The organism is Lysobacter olei, from assembly GCF_054777355.1.
The window spans coordinates 141,316-156,398 of the sequence record NZ_BAAHAT010000006.1 but is presented as its reverse complement, the minus strand read 5'-3'; the positions used below and the strand labels follow the sequence as shown (position 1 = coordinate 156,398).

The window sequence follows — 15,083 nt, the reverse complement described above, 5'->3', positions numbered from 1 at the left end:
CAACGAATCCACCCTTTTCACTTATTAGCAAGCCAGGATGCCCGCCCCATGAGCACCGAGATCAAAGTTCCGGTCCTGCCCGAGTCCGTCTCCGACGCCACCATCGCCACGTGGCACAAGAAGGTGGGCGATGCCGTCAAGCGTGACGAGAACATCGTCGACCTCGAGACCGACAAGGTCGTGCTGGAAGTGCCGTCGCCGGTCGACGGCGTGATCAAGGAAATCAAGTTCGAAGAAGGCGCCACCGTGCTCAGCCAGCAGCTGATCGCGATCGTCGAGGAAGGCGCTGCCGCCGCTGCCGCGCCGGCCGCCCAGCCGGCCGCCGGCGCGCAGGAAGTGCAGCCCAAGGCCGAGGCCGCCAAGGTTGCGGCCGTCGCTCCGGCGTCCACCACGCCGGCGCCGGTCACCTCCGGCTCCGCCCTGCCCCCGGGCGCGCGCTTTGAAGCCATCACCAGCGGTGTCGACAGCTCGCAGGTGCCGGGCACCGGCCGCCGCGGCATGGTGACCAAGGAAGACATCGTCAACTACGCCAAGTCCGGCGGCGTTGGCGCGGCCGGCGGTGCGCGTCCGGAAGAGCGCGTGCCGATGACCCGCATGCGCGCCCGCATCGCCGAGCGCCTGATGCAGTCGAAGGAATCCATCGCCATGCTGACCTCGTTCAACGAGGTCAACCTGTCCAAGGTCATGGAGATGCGGAAGGAACTGCAGGACGACTTCGTCAAGGCCCACGGCATCAAGCTCGGCTTCATGAGCTTCTTCGCCAAGGCCGCCGCCAACGCCCTGCAGAAGTACCCGGTGATCAACGCCTCGGTCGACGGCAACGACATCGTCTACCACGGCTATGCCGACATCTCGATCGCGGTGTCCACCGACAAGGGCCTGGTGACCCCGGTGCTGCGCAACGTCGAGCGCATGGGCTTCGCCGACGTCGAGAGACAGATCGGCGAGTACGCCAAGAAGGCGCGTGACGGCAAGATCGGCCTGGAAGACCTGCAGGGCGGCACCTTCACCATCACCAACGGTGGCACCTTCGGTTCACTGATGTCGACCCCGATCGTCAACCCGCCGCAGTCCGCCATCCTCGGCATGCATGCCATCAAGGAACGCGCCATCGTCGAGAACGGCCAGGTCCTCGCCGCGCCGATGATGTACATCGCGCTGTCCTATGACCACCGCATCATCGACGGCAAGGACGCGGTGCTCTTCCTGGTCGACATCAAGAACCAGCTCGAGAACCCGCACCGCATGCTGCTGGGCATGTAATCGCACTGGGGCGGGAACCGGCGACGGTTCCCGCCCGCGTATTCGGACACAGGGCCTTCGCCCTGCCCCCTACCAGCTCCAAGGACGCGCGCAGCGCGCACGGCTGAACACCTGAGATCCCCATGACCGAACAACAGAATTTCGACGTCGTCGTCATCGGCGGCGGCCCCGCCGGCTACCACGCTGCCATCCGCGCGGCACAGCTTGGCCTCAAGACCGCCTGCATTGACGCCGGCATGGGCAAGGACGGCAAGCCCGCGCTCGGCGGCACCTGCCTGCGCGTGGGTTGCGTCCCGTCGAAGGCGCTGCTCGACAGCTCGCGCCAGTTCTGGAACATGGGCCACATCTTCCACCTGCATGGCATCGACTTCGACAACGCGAAGATCGACGTGCCGACGATGGTGTCGCGCAAGGACAAGATCGTCCACCAGTTCACTGGCGGCATCGCGTCGCTGTTCAAGGCTAACAAGGTTTCCGCCTTCTACGGCTTCGGCCAGCTGCAGCCGGGCAACGTGGTCAAGGTGAAGCAGCACGACGGCACCGAGGTCGAGCTCAAGGGCACCAACGTCGTCATCGCCGCCGGCTCGGACTCGATCGAGCTGCCGTTCGCCAAGTTCGACGGCGAGTGCATCGTCGACAACGTGGGCGCGCTGGATTTTGAAGCCGTACCGGGACGCCTCGGCGTGATCGGCGCCGGCGTGATCGGCCTGGAACTGGGCAGCGTGTGGAACCGCCTGGGCGCCAAGGTCACCATCCTGGAGGCGATGCCGGGCTTCCTGTCCGCGGCCGATGCCGAGGTCAGCAAGCTCTCCGCCCGGGAGTTCAAGAAGCAGGGCCTGGACATCAAGCTGGGCGCCAAGGTCTCCAAGGCCGAGGTCAAGGGCAAGGGCAAAAAGAAGGAAGTCGAGCTCACCTACACCGACGCATCGGGCGAGCAGACCATCACCGTCGACAAGCTGCTGGTGGCCGTCGGCCGTCGCGCCGCGAGCAAGGGCCTGCTGGCCGAAGGGACTGGCGTGCGTGTCAACGAGCGCGGCCAGATCGAGGTGGACGAGCATTGCCACACCGGCGTCGATGGCGTGTGGGCGATCGGCGACTGCGTGCGCGGCCCGATGCTGGCGCACAAGGGCTTCGAGGAAGGCATCGCGGTCGCCGAACTGATCGCAGGCCTGCCGGGCCACGTCAACTTCGACACCATTCCGTGGGTCATCTACACCGAGCCGGAAATCGCCTGGGTGGGCAAGACCGAGGAACAGCTGAAGGCCGAGGGCGTGCCCTACAAGGCCGGCAGCTTCCCGTTCGCTGCCGTGGGCCGCGCCGTGGCCATGGCCGAGCCAGTGGGCTTCGTGAAGGTCATCGCGCATGCTGAGACCGACCGCGTGCTGGGCATGCACTTGGTGGGCGCCAACGTGTCCGAGCTGGTGCACGAGGGCGTGCTGACCATGGAGTTCAGCGGTTCGGCCGACGACCTGGCGCGCATCTGCCACGCGCATCCGTCGTTGTCGGAAGCCGTGCATGACGCGGCGATGGCCGTGCACAAGCGGGCGATCCACAAGGCGAACTGATCGCTTTGAGCCTGAAATGCAATGTCACGGACGGCGCACCCTAGGGTGCGCCGTTCTGTTTTCAGCAGTGAGGTAGCAGCAGGATGAAATCCGTAGCGGTGTATTGCGGCTCCAACGCGGGTGCGCGGCCGATCTATACCGAGCGCGCGATTGCGCTCGGCCAGCAACTGGCGCGCGACGGGATCGCGCTGGTCTATGGCGGCGGCAACGTGGGGTTGATGGGTATCGTCGCCGATGCGGCGCTGGAGGCCGGCGGCGAAGTCATCGGCGTCATTCCTGAGCAGCTGATGGGCTGGGAGGTCGCGCACAAGGGCCTCACCCGCCTGGAGGTCGTGGCCAACATGCACGAGCGCAAGATGCGCATGTTCGACCTGTCCGATGGCTTCATCGCGCTGCCCGGTGGCTTTGGCACCATGGACGAGATGTTCGAGATGCTGACCTGGCGCCAACTCGGCATCGGCGACAAGCCGTGTGCATTCCTCGACGTCGATGGCTTCTATGCGCCCATCGTCGCGATGATGGACCGCATGGTGGAAGAACGGTTCCTGCATCCCGACCAACGCCGAGACCTGTGGCACGGTGAGGACGTAGGGGCCATGCTCGACTGGATGCAGCGCTACGAGCCCGCGCAGGCCAGCAAGTGGCTGGACGAGAAGCGTCGCAAGGACCTGCGCTGATGTTTGGCGCAGCCTTGGTCGGATGCGGGATCGTCCCCGCCCGGTCACAATAGCAGCCGGCCCGCATCAACCACGGACGCACGCATGACCCTCCCCAGCCGCTTCGCCGCCTTCCGTATCCACAACGACGACGCGGGCTACCGCAGCGGCGTCGAGCAGATCGCGCTCGACGACCTCGCGCCGGGCGAAGTGGTGATCAAGACGGCCTACTCGTCCATCAACTTCAAGGACGCGCTGGCCGGGACCGGCCAGGGCAAGATCCTGCGCCGCTTCCCGCTGGTGGGCGGCATCGACGTGGCGGGCCACGTGGTGGCCTCGACCGACCCGGCCTTCAAGGAAGGCGATGCGGTGCTCACCACCGGCTGCGGCCTCAGCGAGACCCGGGACGGCGGCTACAGCGAGTACGCACGCCTCGAAGCGCGCTGGGCCGTGCGCCTGCCGGAAGGACTGGGCCTACGCGAGAGCATGATCCTGGGCACCGCCGGCTTTACCGCGGCGCTGGCATTGCTGCGCATGGTGGAGAACCGCCAGACGCCGGAGCTGGGCCCCTTGGCCGTCACTGGCGCCACCGGCGGCGTCGGCTCGCTGTCCGTCGACATCTTCAGCCGCGCGGGCTTCGAGGTGCATGCCATCAGCGGCAAGCCTGAGCATGCCAACTACCTCAAGGCCATCGGCGCAAGCCAGGTGCTGGGGCGCGACGCCCTTGCCACCACGCGGCCGATGGAGTCGGCACGCTTCGGGGGCGGCCTCGACAACGTAGGTGGGCCGATGCTCGCCAGCCTCCTCGCGCAGACCGCGCCTTACGGCAACGTCGCCAGTGCCGGCCTGGCCGCCACTGCGGACCTGCCCACCACGGTCATGCCCTTCATCATCCGGGGCGTCTCTTTGCTGGGCGTGGCGTCGGCCGGCACTGCTCGCGATATCCGTGACGCGGTCTGGCAGCACCTTGCCACCGACTGGAAGCCGCGCCACCTGGACCGCATCTGCACCCGCGAAGTGACCTTGGCCGATTTGCCGACCGTGTTCCCCACCATGCTCGCCGGTGGGTCCTTCGGGCGAACCCTGGTCACGTTCTGAGCCGTGCCTGTTCAGCAGCGCTTGCGGTGTTGCCACGCGTCGCTACAATCGGCGGGAACAAGGGGGAGCTGATGGCGCGCATCCTTATCGTCGACGATTCACCGGTGCAGCTGATGGGGATCCGTCGCATCGTGGAAAAGCTGGGCCATGACCCACTCACTGCCGAAGACGGCGCGGCCGGCGTTGAAGCCGCCAAGCGCGAGTTGCCCGACCTCATCCTGATGGACGTGGTGATGCCCAACCTCAACGGGTTCCAGGCCACGCGCTCGATCTGCCGCGACCCGGCGACCAAACACATTCCGGTCGTCCTGGTCACTACCAAGGATCAGGATACCGACCGCGTGTGGGGCATGCGCCAAGGCGCCAAGGCCTATATCACCAAGCCTTTCAGTGAGGACGACCTGTCCTCGATCATCGCCGAGCTGCTGCCCGGCTGATCCCGCCTAGCGGGCGTTCCTCGGGCTCGGCGGCCGCTTCCAGTGCCGCTCCCCATATGCGTCGTCGCCCGACAACTTGCGGCGTCCCTCAGGCCCGCCGCCAGTCGTCGCCAAACGCATCGCGCAGGCTGACGTACGCCGCCTCCTGAGCCTCTGTGTGCGCCTTGGGTGCCAGCACCTCCAACTCCACGATCTGATCACCGGTGGGGTGCCGACCACTGGCGTCGCCCGGCAGTCCACGCCCGCGCAGCCGAAGTTTGCGTCCCGCCTCCGAGCCTGCAGGAATCTTGAGCTCCACTCGCCCGCCCAGGGTCGGCACGCTCAGGGTCGCCCCCAGGGCGGCCTCCCAGGGGGCAATGGGCAGGATGTGGATCACGTTGCGGCCATCGACCTCGAATTGCGGATGCGCGGCGTACTCGATCTCCAGCAGCAGGTCCCCGTGGGCCCCCTGCCCGCCCAGTCGGATCACTTGGCCGGGGCGCACGCCCTTGGGCACGCGCACGTCCAGGGTCTTGCCACCGACTGAAATGCGTACGCTGCTGCCTTCGTACACGGCCTCTAGGGATACCGCGAGCTTTGCGCGCGTGTCGCCACGCGGCGCCGGGCCGCGAGCACCGCCCGGACCTTGGCCGAAGCCACCGGCGCGTCCGCGCCCGAACAGGCTTTCGAAGAAGTCGCTGAAACCGCCGCCCGCGCCACCGCCGGCAAAGATTTCGTCGAAGTCCGCACCGCCAAAGCCACCGCCAAACCCACCCGGCGGCGGCTGGATGTCGTCGCCCGGGCGGTAACCGCGCGCGCGCAACTGGTCATACGCCTGGCGCTTCTGCGGGTCGCGCAGCGCCTCATAGGCCTCATTGATGGCCTTGAACTTCTCTTCGGCGTCGTGCTCCTTGCTGACGTCGGGGTGGTACTTGCGCGCGAGGCGTCGGTAGGCAGTCTTGATCTCCGCCTCGCCCGCACTGGGTTCCACGCCCAACGTCTGGTAGTAATCCTTGAACTGCATTGCTCACTCCGCCTTTCCGTCACCCACGGCACGCCGGCCGGCGGCCGGGGTTTCAAGCACTGATGGCGGCAGGTGCGTCAAATTCAAGTGATCGACCTCTCGCCATGGGCAGAGGATACTCTGTGGTTTACGCCCCCACGCAAAGGAGCCATCCATGACCATCCAGGTCGGTGACCATCTTCCCGAAATCCCCCTGCAGCGTATCCGCGAAGGCGTCGAGATCGTCGATACGGCGACCCTCTTCAACGGCCGTCGCGCGGTCCTGTTCGCCGTGCCGGGTGCGTTCACGCCCACGTGTTCGGAACGCCACCTGCCGGGGTTCGTCGAGAACTTCGAAGCCTTCCGCAGCCGCGGCGTCGAGGTCTACTGCATGGCCGTCAATGACGCGTTCGTGATGCAGGCGTGGGGCAAGAGCCAGAATGTGCCGGATGGCCTGACCCTGCTGGCCGACGGCAACGGCGAATTCACGCGCGCACTGGGCCTGGAACTGGACGCGACCGGTTATGGCATGGGCATCCGCTCCAAGCGCTTCGCGTTGTACGCGGACAACGGCGTGGTGCGTCAGCTGCACGTCGAGGCGCCGGGCGAGTTCCGTGTTTCTTCCGCCGAGTACGTGCTGGAACATCTGCCCGCCTGAGTCGTTGCCCGGCGCGTTGCAGCGGGGGGCCAGCCCCCTCGAGGCAAGCGCCGAAGCAAGCCCCGCATGAAAAAAGCCCCGGCCTGCGCCGGGGCTTTTCATCTCAATGCAGAGCGGCCCTCGCTTCAGGCTTCATTGCCACCTTCGCCGCCGGCCTCCACGGTGACCGCGGCACTGTCGCTGAGGCTACCTTCACCCTCAACGCCTTCGTCCTCATCCAGCGAGGCATCCAGGCGTTCGATGGCCTGCAGCGTCTCACCGGCCGCCAGACGCATCAGGGTCACGCCCTGCGTATTGCGGCCGACCTGCGAGATCTCGGCCGCGCGGGTGCGCACCAGGGTGCCGCCATCGGAGATCAGCAGCACGTCGTGGTGGTCGCTGAGCTGGATGGCACCCACCAGCGCGCCATTGCGCTCGGTGGTCTTCAGCGCGATCACGCCCTGGATGCCACGGCCCTTGCGCGGGTACTCGTCGAGCGGGGTGCGCTTGCCATAACCGTGCTCCGACGCGGTGAGGATGTCGCCCTCGCCATCGAGCACAATCAGGCTGACCACCTTCGCGCCGGCGGTGGCATCGTCGCCCTCGCCTTCGCCCTCGGCCAGACGCATGCCGCGCACGCCGGTGGCGGTACGGCCCATGGCTCGGACCTCGTCCTCGTTGAAGCGCACGGCCTTGCCGTTGCTGGCGAACAGCATGACGTCACGGTTGCCGTCGGTCAGCTCGGCGTTGACCAGCGCATCGCCCTCGTCCAGGTTGATGGCGATCTTGCCGCGCGCCAGCTTGAACGCGAACTCGGTCAGCGGGGTTTTCTTGACCGTGCCGTTGCGCGTGGCGAAAAAGACGTACTTGCCTTCCTCATACGCGCGCACGGGCACCATGGCCTGCACCTTCTCGCCGGCTTCCAGCGCGATCCAGTTGATGATCGGGCGACCGCGCGCGTTCGGCCCGGCGTCAGGCAGCTGGTGCACCGGCAGCCAGAACACGCGACCGGCACTGGTGAAGGTCAACAGCGTGTCGTGCGTGTTGACCAGCCACAACTGGTCGATGAAATCCTCGTCCTTGGTCGACGCGGCGTTGCGACCCTTGCCGCCACGCTTCTGCGCGCGATAGGTGGTCACCGGCTGGCGCTTGGCGTAACCAGCGTGCGACAGGGTCACGACCACGTCTTCCGGCGCGATCAGGTCGAGGATGTCGAGGTCTTCTTCGCTCTGGCGGATCTCGCTGCGGCGCGCATCGCCGAACTCTTCCTTGACGTTGCGCAGTTCGGTGCGGATCACCTCCAGCAGCACCGCCGGGTCCTCGAGGATCTCGATCAGGCCGCGGATGGTTTCCAGCAGCTGCTTGTATTCCTCGGTGAGCTTGTCCTGCTCCAGTCCGGTCAGGCGGTGCAGGCGCATTTCCAGGATCTGCTGCGCCTGCGTTTCGGTCAGCTGGTAACGGCCGTCGATCAGGCCGACCCCCTGCGGCAGGTCATCCGGACGCGAGGCATCGGCACCGGTGGCGGCCAGCAGCGCGCCGACCAGACCCGGCTCCCACGTGCGCGCCAACATGCGTTCGCGCGCCTCGTTCGGATTGGCCGACGTCTTGATCAGCTCGATCATCTCGTCGATGTTGGCGAGCGCGACGGTCAGGCCTTCCAAGATGTGCGCGCGCTGGCGGGCCTTGCGCAGCTCGAAGATGGTGCGGCGGGTCACCACCTCGCGGCGGTGGCGCAGGAAGATCTCGAGGAAATCCTTGAGGTTCAGCAGCTTCGGACGGCCATCGACGATGGCGACCATGTTGATGCCGAACACCGACTCCATCTGGGTCTGCTGGTAGAGGTTGTTGAGCACAACCTCGGCGGACTCGCCGCGCTTGACCTCGATGTAGATGCGCATGCCGTCCTTGTCGGACTCATCGCGCAGCTCGCTGATGCCCTCGAGCTTCTTTTCCTTGACCAGCTCGGCGATCTTCTCGATCAGGCGGGCCTTGTTGACCTGGTACGGGATCTCGGTGACGGCGATGGCCTCGCGGCCGTTGTCGGCGACCTCGATCTCGGCGCGCGCGCGCATGCGCACACGGCCGCGGCCGGTGCGGTAGCCGGCAACGATGCCGGCAGTGCCGTTGATGATGCCCGCGGTCGGGAAGTCAGGGCCCGGGATGTATTCCATCAGGCCGTCGACGTCGATCAGCGGGTTGTCGATCAGCGCGATGGTTGCGTCGATCACTTCCGACAGGTTGTGCGGCGGGATGTTGGTGGCCATGCCCACCGCGATGCCGGCCGAACCGTTGACCAGCAGGTTCGGGATCCGGGTCGGCATGACCGTCGGCTCCAGTTCCTTCTCGTCGTAGTTGGGCTGGAAATCGACGGTTTCCTTGTCGATGTCGGCCATCAACTCGTGGCTGAGGCGCGACATGCGCGCTTCGGTGTATCGCATGGCCGCGGCGGAGTCGCCGTCGATCGAGCCGAAGTTACCCTGGCCGTCCACCAGCATGTAGCGCAGCGAGAACGGCTGCGCCATGCGCACCAGCGTGTCGTACACCGCGGTGTCGCCATGCGGGTGGTACTTACCGATGACGTCACCGACGATACGCGCCGACTTGTAGTACGGCTTGTTGCTGTGGGCACCGAGCTCGTTCATCGCGTACAGCACGCGGCGGTGCACCGGCTTGAGGCCGTCCCGGGCATCGGGGAGTGCGCGGCCCACGATCACGCTCATGGCGTAATCGAGGTAGCTGCGGCGCATCTCGTCTTCGAGGTTGACCGGGATGATTTCCTTGGCGAGTTCGGCCATCAGGGTTCCGTGTTCTGCGGTGATCGGCGCCACTGGAAACACCGCCGCGCAGGCGCGCCCGGCGGGCCGGAGCGCGTCGCTTCGACGGCCGTTTCAGGGCGGGCGGAAAGGACACTGAATCCTATCACATTTCACACGCTGTTTGCCGCGGTTTTCCCACGCATAAACAGCAACTTACACACGAATATCGCTGGATTTTCCGCGCATGCGCCAAGCGCACGGCTGAGCGGAAAGGGCCGGTACTCAACCCGACCGGCGCGCGGCGTCGGCTCCCGTCAGGATTACGCCGACGGAGTGGCGCGTTGACACACGCACCAGCCACCGTCCGGGACCGCCGTCAACCGCCAAATGCGGCCTTCATCGACGCCACCGTGGGCTGCTCGATCACGCCCTTCTCGGTCACGATCGCATCAATCAGCTCCGCCGGAGTGACATCGAACACCGGGTTCCAGGCCGCAATGTCCGCCGCCGCGGTGCGCACGCCGCCGATGGAGAACATCTCGCCCGGATCGCGCTCCTCGATGTGGATGGCATCGCCCGAAGGCGTGGCCATGTCGACGGTGGACGACGGCGCCACCACCATGAATTTCACGCCGTGGTGGCGCGCGGCAATGGCCAGCGAGTAGGTGCCGATCTTGTTGGCGGTGTCGCCGTTGGCGCAGATGCGATCGGCGCCCACGATCACCCAGTCCACCGCACCGGTCTTCATCAGGTGCGCGGCGGCCGCGTCGGCCACCAGCGTGGGCGCGATGCCGTCCTGCTGCAGCTCCCAGGCGGTCAGACGCGCGCCCTGCAACCAGGGGCGGGTCTCGCCCGCGTACACCTTGGCAATGCGCCCTTGTGCGACGCCCGCTCGGATCACGCCCAGCGCGGTACCGAAGCCGGCGGTCGCCAGGGAGCCCGTGTTGCAGTGGGTCATGACATCGCTGCCGGGCGCGATCAGTGCCGCGCCCAGTTCGCCCATGCGGCGGTTGGCCGCGAGGTCCTCGTCGGCAATCGCCTGCGCTTCACGCGCCAGCACCTCCCGCCAGTCCGCGCCCGCGCCGCCCAACACCTGGCGCATGCGTGAAAGGGCCCAAGCCAGGTTCACCGCCGTCGGGCGCGCGGCATTGATCTGCTGCATCGCAGGCTCGAGCTTGGCGGCCGCCTCGGCGCCGGTGGCCGCTTCCACGCCACGAGCCGCCAGGACCACGCCCCACCCCGCGGCGATGCCGATGGCCGGCGCACCGCGAACGGTCAGCGAGTGGATCGCCTCGGCGACGGCCTCGCTATCCGCGCAGGCCACGTACTCGACCACGAACGGCAGCTTGCGCTGGTCCAGCAGTTCAAGAGTGTCGCCGGTCCAGCGGATCGGGCGGATGCGGTCGTAGCGGTCGAAGTCGAATTGGGCGTCGTTCATCCGCCAATTCTAGCGCGGCGCCCGTGATACGGCGCCGATCATTCCTGTTCGTTGCGGCCCAGGCCCCACGCCGGGTCGTGCCGTTGACCGACTTCGAAATCAGCGCGGCAGCCTTCTTTCACCCAGATGCCGTTGCGGTCGAACCGCCAGTTGTGGCCTTCGATGCAGGCAACGCGGGAAATCTGTCGCGCGATCCGCACACCGCCGCGGGTGTTGACCGGGCAATGTTCCTGCCGACCATCGTTGGACTCGCAGCGCACGACTTGCACACCGCCGCGGTCCGGGCCGGCTTCGTACGTGGCGATCCGGAATTCGGCGCGGCAACCGCCGCTGACCCAGATCCCTCGCGGGTCGACACCCCATGTCTGATCACGCAGGCATGTACCGCGCGACAACTGGCGGACGAACTCGACCCGACCCTCAACGTCGGTCGGACAATGCTTCCAGCGGCCATCCTTGGATTCGCAGCGAACCGTGCGGTCACGGCTGCGGACATCCCGGTCATTCGCGTCGCCCATGCCGTAGCCGTAGGCGAAATCGGCGCGACAGCCGTCCGACACCCACACGCCATCCCGGCTGATGCCCCAGGTGCGGCCACGCAGGCATTCCGAACGCGACAACTGCTTGGACAGGCGCACGCCGCCACGGGTGTCGATCGGGCACTCGCGCAGGCGGCCATCGCGGGACTCGCAGCGCACGGTGCCGGTGCCTGGCGCGTCGGCAAACTGCGCCGTCGCCGCGGGCGCCGCGCCAAGCGCGACGATCCCGATCAGAACCCCGGTCAGATTGCGGTGCATCAGCCAATCCCCTGCGATTGCCCTCAGTACGCCCCCACTCTACCGCGACTGCATGAATGCAAGCACGCGGCTTCCGCCTTTTGGGACGGCCATCAGCCTGCGTTCATCCAAGCCTTCAGGCGCGGAAGAAATCGAACGCCAGCACGTCGGCAATCCGGGGCGTCTGCTGCAAGGCCATCATCAGCCGGTCCACGCCCAGCGCCACGCCGGCGCAGTCAGGCAGCGCGTGGAGCGCGGCAAGCAATCGCTCGTCTTGAGGCGGCACGGCATCGCCCCGCGATTGGCGCACTGCAACATCACGACTGAAGCGCGCCGCCTGCTCCGTGGAGTCGGCCAACTCGTGGTAGCCATTGGCGAGCTCAAGCGGCCCCAGATACAGCTCAAAGCGCTCGGCAACTGAGAACCCGCCACTCGCGGCGTCACCGGGTCGAATCCGCGCCAGCGCACACTGGGTGGCCGGGTAGTCGACGACGGCGAGCATGCTGTCTGGCGCAAAGCCCGGCTGCAGGCGGTGGGTCATCAGCAGGTCCAGCCAGTCGTCGCGGGTCAATCCAGCGGGATCGATCGCCACGTCGCCCAGCGCGGACTGCAGCTCGGTGTCGGTGGCGGTCATCGGGTCCAGGCCCAACCTTTCCAGGTAGAGGTCGCGGTAGGTGGTGCGCACGAGCGTGGCGCGGCGGTCGACCAATGCCAGCGCGGCGTTCACGAGATCGGCGACCTCCTCGACCAGTCGGAGGTGATCCCAACCCACCCGGTACCACTCCAGCATGGTGAACTCGGGGTTGTGGCGCCCGCCAGCCTCGCCGTCGCGGAAAACGCGGCCCAGTTCGTAGCAGTCGCCGAATCCGGCGGCGAGCAGGCGCTTGAGCGGGTACTCAGGCGACGTGCGGAGCCAGCGCGCGCGCGGGCCGCCCTCGGTGCGGCCACTGAACGCGACGGAAAAAGAGGCAATGTTGGGCTCGGTATTGCCGGCCACCGACATCACCGGTGTTTCCACCTCGACCACGCCCCGATCCGCAAGGAAGCGGCGCAACGTGGCGTTCACCTCCGCGCGAAGCCGCAGTGCCTCGAAGCCGGCCGATGGTTGCCAGTCACTCATGGCGCGAGGCCATGCTCGGCGAGGAACTGCAGGAGGCGGGCTTCGTCCCAGATTTCCACGCCCAACTCCTGCGCCTTGTCCAGCTTGGAGCCAGCGGCTTCGCCGGCCACCACGAAAGAGGTCTTCTTGGACACGCTGCCCGCCACCTTCGCGCCCAGCGCCTCCAGCCGTGCCTTGGCGTCGTCGCGGGTCAATGCGGTCAAGGTGCCAGTCAGCACCGCGGTCTGACCGTCCAGGATGCCCGCGCCGCCCGCGGCAGCCTCTGGGGTGATGGCGCGCAGTTCGTGCAGCGCCGCATCGGCGGCCGCCAGCAATGCGGCATGGCGGTCATTGGCGAGCCAATCGGCCAGCGCCTTGGCGGTATCCGCTGGCAGGCCGGCACTGATGAAGTGGTGCTGCGGTGCGTCTATCAGGGCATCCGCACCTGCGAAAGCCGAAGCCAGTTGCTCTGCGCGGACCTTGGTGATCTTGGGAATCTCCAGGTCCACCAGCAGCGTGGCAAACCCGAGCCCGCCATGCAGTTTGGGCGACGGGGCATGCTGGTCACGCAGCGTCACCCCGCCGGTCAGCAGTTCGTCAATGACACGCTGGTTGCCTTGCTGGTCGAAGAAATGACCAATGGCTCGCGCAACCTCACCGCCAATATCGGGCACGCGCTTGAAGAGCGGCCACGGCAGCCGGCGGATCAGCGTCAGGTCACCAAACCACTGCGCCAGCGCCTTCGCCGTGCTTTCCCCGACGTGCTCAATGCCCAACGCGAACAGGAAACGCTCCAGCGTGGTATCGCGGCTGTGGTCGATGGCCGCGATGAGGTTTTCGGCCCACTTGCTGGCGACCTTGCCCGCCTTCACTGTTTCCGGCGTGGTGCCATCGCGCTTGTCGGCGCGACGCTTCATCTCCAGCAGGTCGTCCAGCGTCAGTCGGTAGAGATCGGCGACGGACATGACGTAGCCGAGGTCACCCAGGTCCTCGATGAAACGCTCGCCCAGGCCTTCGATATCCATGGCGCGGCGCGAGGCGAAGTGGCGGATCGCCTCGTTGCGTTGCGCCGGGCAGGACAACTCGCCGGAACAGCGCCACACGGCCTCGCCTTCCTCGCGCACGATCTCCGAGCCGCACACCGGGCACTGCGTGGGCATCTGCCACTCCGGTGCATCGGCGGCACGCCCTTCGGGCACTACCCGCACGATCTCCGGGATCACGTCGCCGGCGCGGCGCACGATCACCGTGTCGCCCACGCGGACGTCCAGGCGGCCGATCTGGTCGGCGTTGTGCAAGGTCGCATTGGTGACCACCACACCGGCCACCTGCACGGGCTCCAGGCGCGCTACCGGGGTCGCGGCGCCGGTGCGGCCGATCTGGATGTCGATGCCGATCAGCCGCGTCTGCTGTTCCTGTGCGGGGAATTTGTGGGCGATCGCCCAGCGCGGTGCGCGCGAGACAAAACCCAGCTCGCGCTGACCTTCGTAATCGTCCAGCTTGTAGACCACGCCATCGATATCGAACGGCAGCCCATCGCGCCTTTCGCCCATCGCGCGGTAGTAGCGAAGCAGGCCTTCTGCCCCGGTCACCACATCGCCTTCGGCACTGACCGGAAAGCCCCAGGACTTGAGCGCGGCCAACGTCTGCGAATGCGTGGGCGGCAGATTCGCGCCTTCCACCATCCCGACGCCGTAGGCGTAGAACGCCAGCGGGCGCTGCGCGGTGATGCGCGGGTCCAGCTGGCGCAGCGAACCGGCAGCGCCATTGCGCGGGTTGGCCAGGACCTTGCCGCCGTCCTTGAGCGCGCGTTCGTTGTACGCACGGAACGCAGCCAACGGCATGTAGACCTCGCCGCGCACTTCCAGCACGGCAGGCCAATCGTCGCCGCGCAGGTGCAGCGGAATGGCCTTGATCGTGCGCAGGTTGGCGGTCACGTCCTCGCCCGTGGCGCCGTCACCACGGGTAGCACCCTGCACGAAGCGGCCCTTTTCGTAACGCAGGCTGATGGCCAAGCCATCGAGCTTGGGCTCGACCGAGAAGCGCGGCTCGCGGCGGTCCAGACGCTCTTCAATGCGAGCGACAAAGTCACGTACTTCCTCGTCGCTGAAGGCATTGCCGAGCGAAAGCATCGGGATGGCGTGGCGCACCTCCGCAAACGCACCCGACGGCGCGATGCCCACGCGTTGGGTGGGGGAATCCGGAGTCCGGAACTCGGGATGGGCGGCCTCAAGCGATTCCAGCTCGCGCAGGAGCCGGTCGTACTCGGCGTCGGCGATCGACGGGTCGTCGAGTACGTAATAGCGGTAATTGGCATCCTCGAGCCGCTTGCGAAGCTCGGCGATGCGGGCGGCGATGTCACTCATCGGCGTGTCG

The 15,083-nt window shown here is 66.9% G+C and carries 12 protein-coding genes; 6 read left to right on the top strand and 6 right to left on the bottom strand.

What is annotated here, in order from left to right:
• Positions 1 to 48 precede the first annotated feature (48 nt).
• The 5 genes from sucB to ACYVBS_RS10645 all read left to right on the top strand — a co-directional run bounded on the left by sucB (position 49) and on the right by ACYVBS_RS10645 (position 5,019).
• Complete coding sequence (gene sucB / locus ACYVBS_RS10665) at positions 49 to 1,263, top strand: dihydrolipoyllysine-residue succinyltransferase (RefSeq protein WP_460823570.1); 1,215 nt, start codon at positions 49 to 51, stop codon at positions 1,261 to 1,263.
• 122 nt (positions 1,264 to 1,385) lie between these two features.
• Positions 1,386 to 2,828 carry a dihydrolipoyl dehydrogenase gene (gene lpdA, locus ACYVBS_RS10660; protein ID WP_460823569.1) on the top strand — a complete coding sequence of 481 codons (1,443 nt, stop codon included), beginning with the start codon at positions 1,386 to 1,388 and terminating at the stop codon, positions 2,826 to 2,828.
• An 83-nt stretch (positions 2,829 to 2,911) separates the two neighbouring features.
• A complete protein-coding gene (locus ACYVBS_RS10655) occupies positions 2,912 to 3,505 on the top strand; it encodes an LOG family protein (RefSeq protein WP_460823568.1) in 594 nt (197 codons plus the stop codon).
• 84 nt (positions 3,506 to 3,589) lie between these two features.
• Positions 3,590 to 4,582, top strand: coding sequence for a YhdH/YhfP family quinone oxidoreductase (locus tag ACYVBS_RS10650; protein WP_460823567.1), 993 nt, complete (start codon positions 3,590 to 3,592; stop codon positions 4,580 to 4,582).
• A gap of 71 nt (positions 4,583 to 4,653) precedes the next feature.
• On the top strand, positions 4,654 to 5,019 hold the full coding sequence (locus ACYVBS_RS10645) for a response regulator (protein ID WP_460823566.1): 366 nt from the start codon (positions 4,654 to 4,656) through the stop codon (positions 5,017 to 5,019).
• A gap of 88 nt (positions 5,020 to 5,107) precedes the next feature.
• On the opposite strand, the gene ACYVBS_RS10640 is transcribed toward ACYVBS_RS10645, so the two are convergent.
• Positions 5,108 to 6,022, bottom strand: coding sequence for a DnaJ C-terminal domain-containing protein (locus ACYVBS_RS10640; RefSeq protein ID WP_460823565.1), 915 nt, complete (start codon positions 6,020 to 6,022; stop codon positions 5,108 to 5,110).
• A 154-nt stretch (positions 6,023 to 6,176) separates the two neighbouring features.
• On the opposite strand from ACYVBS_RS10640, the gene ACYVBS_RS10635 reads away from it, so the two are divergent.
• Positions 6,177 to 6,659: a redoxin family protein gene (locus tag ACYVBS_RS10635; protein WP_460823564.1), complete on the top strand. Its 483-nt coding sequence runs from the start codon at positions 6,177 to 6,179 to the stop codon at positions 6,657 to 6,659.
• 125 nt (positions 6,660 to 6,784) lie between these two features.
• Here the strand turns inward: ACYVBS_RS10635 and gyrA are convergent, their stop codons facing one another.
• The 5 genes from gyrA to ligA all read right to left on the bottom strand — a co-directional run bounded on the left by gyrA (position 6,785) and on the right by ligA (position 15,073).
• Positions 6,785 to 9,433 carry a DNA gyrase subunit A gene (gene gyrA / locus ACYVBS_RS10630; RefSeq protein WP_460823563.1) on the bottom strand — a complete coding sequence of 883 codons (2,649 nt, stop codon included), beginning with the start codon at positions 9,431 to 9,433 and terminating at the stop codon, positions 6,785 to 6,787.
• Positions 9,434 to 9,770: 337 nt separating this feature from the next.
• Entirely contained in the window at positions 9,771 to 10,832 is a 1,062-nt protein-coding gene (mtnA, locus tag ACYVBS_RS10625; protein ID WP_460823561.1) for an S-methyl-5-thioribose-1-phosphate isomerase, read from the bottom strand.
• A 38-nt stretch (positions 10,833 to 10,870) separates the two neighbouring features.
• Positions 10,871 to 11,629, bottom strand: a complete 759-nt coding sequence (locus tag ACYVBS_RS10620) for a DUF3011 domain-containing protein (protein WP_460823560.1) — start codon at positions 11,627 to 11,629, stop codon at positions 10,871 to 10,873.
• 115 nt (positions 11,630 to 11,744) lie between these two features.
• Positions 11,745 to 12,728, bottom strand: a complete 984-nt coding sequence (gene epmA, locus ACYVBS_RS10615) for an EF-P lysine aminoacylase EpmA (RefSeq protein WP_460823558.1) — start codon at positions 12,726 to 12,728, stop codon at positions 11,745 to 11,747.
• Positions 12,725 to 15,073 (bottom strand): NAD-dependent DNA ligase LigA, encoded by a 2,349-nt coding sequence (gene ligA, locus ACYVBS_RS10610; protein WP_460823556.1) that lies wholly within the window; start codon positions 15,071 to 15,073, stop codon positions 12,725 to 12,727. The genes epmA and ligA overlap by 4 nt, the downstream gene beginning before the upstream one ends.
• Positions 15,074 to 15,083: the final 10 nt, after the last annotated feature.

What these genes read in the sequence shown, in the direction of transcription:
- sucB (WP_460823570.1), top strand. Translation starts at nt 49, where the DNA reads ATGAGCACCGAGATCAAAGTTCCGGTCCTGCCCGAGTCCGTCTCCGAC.
- lpdA (WP_460823569.1), top strand. Translation starts at nt 1,386, where the DNA reads ATGACCGAACAACAGAATTTCGACGTCGTCGTCATCGGCGGCGGCCCC.
- ACYVBS_RS10655 (WP_460823568.1), top strand. Translation starts at nt 2,912, where the DNA reads ATGAAATCCGTAGCGGTGTATTGCGGCTCCAACGCGGGTGCGCGGCCG.
- ACYVBS_RS10650 (WP_460823567.1), top strand. Translation starts at nt 3,590, where the DNA reads ATGACCCTCCCCAGCCGCTTCGCCGCCTTCCGTATCCACAACGACGAC.
- ACYVBS_RS10645 (WP_460823566.1), top strand. Translation starts at nt 4,654, where the DNA reads ATGGCGCGCATCCTTATCGTCGACGATTCACCGGTGCAGCTGATGGGG.
- ACYVBS_RS10640 (WP_460823565.1), bottom strand. Translation starts at nt 6,022, where the DNA reads ATGCAGTTCAAGGATTACTACCAGACGTTGGGCGTGGAACCCAGTGCG.
- ACYVBS_RS10635 (WP_460823564.1), top strand. Translation starts at nt 6,177, where the DNA reads ATGACCATCCAGGTCGGTGACCATCTTCCCGAAATCCCCCTGCAGCGT.
- gyrA (WP_460823563.1), bottom strand. Translation starts at nt 9,433, where the DNA reads ATGGCCGAACTCGCCAAGGAAATCATCCCGGTCAACCTCGAAGACGAG.
- mtnA (WP_460823561.1), bottom strand. Translation starts at nt 10,832, where the DNA reads ATGAACGACGCCCAATTCGACTTCGACCGCTACGACCGCATCCGCCCG.
- ACYVBS_RS10620 (WP_460823560.1), bottom strand. Translation starts at nt 11,629, where the DNA reads ATGCACCGCAATCTGACCGGGGTTCTGATCGGGATCGTCGCGCTTGGC.
- epmA (WP_460823558.1), bottom strand. Translation starts at nt 12,728, where the DNA reads ATGAGTGACTGGCAACCATCGGCCGGCTTCGAGGCACTGCGGCTTCGC.
- ligA (WP_460823556.1), bottom strand. Translation starts at nt 15,073, where the DNA reads ATGAGTGACATCGCCGCCCGCATCGCCGAGCTTCGCAAGCGGCTCGAG.